This is a genomic window from Streptomyces sp. 13-12-16, from assembly GCF_002114215.1.
GTDB lineage: Bacteria > Actinomycetota > Actinomycetes > Streptomycetales > Streptomycetaceae > Streptomyces.
The window spans coordinates 1-1,730 of the sequence record NZ_NCTE01000637.1; the positions used below are offsets into that span (position 1 = coordinate 1).

At 73.8% G+C, this 1,730-nt stretch carries 1 protein-coding gene and 1 pseudogene; both read right to left on the reverse strand.

Annotation, left to right across the window (positions count from 1 at the left end; translation table 11 throughout):
* Positions 1 to 414, reverse strand: a pseudogene (locus tag B7767_RS24750) (cellulose-binding protein); the annotation flags it as partial.
* Positions 415 to 617: 203 nt separating this feature from the next.
* Positions 618 to 1,730 (reverse strand): SUKH-4 family immunity protein (locus B7767_RS24755; RefSeq protein ID WP_256923558.1); only part of this gene is annotated, 1,113 nt, incomplete at its 5' end.

Here is a 1,730-nt window from a genome sequence, read left to right on the forward strand (position 1 = left end):
CAGCAGCACCTCCCCGGCCCGCTCGTCGGCCCCGGCGCGTACGGTCTCGGCGTGCGTCCGCGCGGCCTCCCGCACGCCGGCCGCGTCGTCCTCCGCCAGGTCCGTCACGTCCCGCGCGTACTGCCGCGCCGACTCCCGCACGGCCGCCGCCTCCTCCCCGGCCAGCCCGAACAGCCGTCGCGCGCTCTCCCCCAGCGACTCGTACGTCTGCGGCGCCAGCCCCGCCACCCGCACCCGCAGCAGCTCCAGCTCCTCCTCCATCTCACGGGCGAGGACGGTGAGCCGCGCGGCCCGCTCCCAGGCGGCGTCACGATCGTCCGAGAGGGCCTCGACGTACGCGATCACCTGCAAAGGACGGTAGCCACGCCCCCGTACGACCTCGAAGCCCTGCGACGACACCGATGCGCTGCTCACCCTGGAACCCCTCTCCACCGACGGACACGAAGCCCAGCACGAAAGACCGAGCACGAAATGGGATGAATCGCGCACATCTTGATGGATGACACGGAAGTGTTCATAACGCGACACTCCGCGAGGAGGGCACGCAAAAGCCGGGCCCGGTCGTCCTGACGACCGGGCCCGGCTCCTCACGTCACACGGGGTTCAACCGCGACGGGTCACAACAACCCGTCCCACATCTGCTCCAGCAGCACCGACCACCAGCTCTCCGGCGAACCCAGCGCCGCCGGGTCCAGCGCGGCCAACTGCGCCTGGAAGTCCACCGTCCAGCGGCCCGCCTGCTCCTGGTTCAGCCCGAACCGCAGCCGCCACATCCGGCCCAGCAGCGCCAGACAGCGCGCGAACTCCGGCAGACCGGTGTTCACGAACTGCGGCGGAACCGGCGCACCGCCCGGCCCGGACTCCACCGGCACCGCGACGATGTTCGCCGTGCCGTACTGCACACAGATCGCCTTGCCGAAGTCGCTGCCCATCACCAGGTACGAGCCCGCGTCCGAAGCCGGCTGCACACCCCGCTCCGCCGCCAGCTCCGCCAGCGTCGGCACCGGACGGCCCGGCTGCGCCTGCGCCCAGAAGAACGGCCCCATGTCCAGCGGCAGCCCCGCCACCACCAGGGTGTGCGCCACGACCGGCGGCACGCCCTGCCGGGACACCGCCGCCTGCTCGAACCGGAACACACCCGGCCCGAACGCCCCCGCCAGCTCCTGCGCGACGGCCTCCGGCGGAACCGGCGGCGCCGGCGGCACCGGCGGAATCGGCGCACGCACCGGCGCGGGACGCGCCGGACCGTCCGCCACCTGGTGCAACTCACCCTGATGGGCCAGCAGTTGCCCCATGCCCTGCTGCCGGCTCGCGTGATCCGTGCCGTACGGGGCGATGGACGTGATCCGCGCCTGCGGCCACTGCTCACGGATCATCCGCGCGCAGTACGCGCCCGGCAGCTCGCACGACTCCAGCTCGGTGTGCAGCTCCAGCACCTGGTCCGGCGGCACGTTCATGGCCCGCAGCTCGTGGAAGATCTGCCACTCCGGGTGCGGCGTACCCGGCGCCGAACGCCGGATCAGCTGCTGCTCGCTGCCGTCCTGCGCCCGGTAGCGCAGCACGGCCTGGTAGCCGGGGCCGACGGTCGGCTGACCGGCCGGCGGCTGCGGATAGCCGTACGCCGGCGGCTGCCCCGGCACGGGAACACCGGGCGGCGGCGTACCCGGGGGCATCCCGCCGGGCGGCATCGGCGGAGCACCGCCGGGCATCCCCGGGGGCGCCGGGGGCGG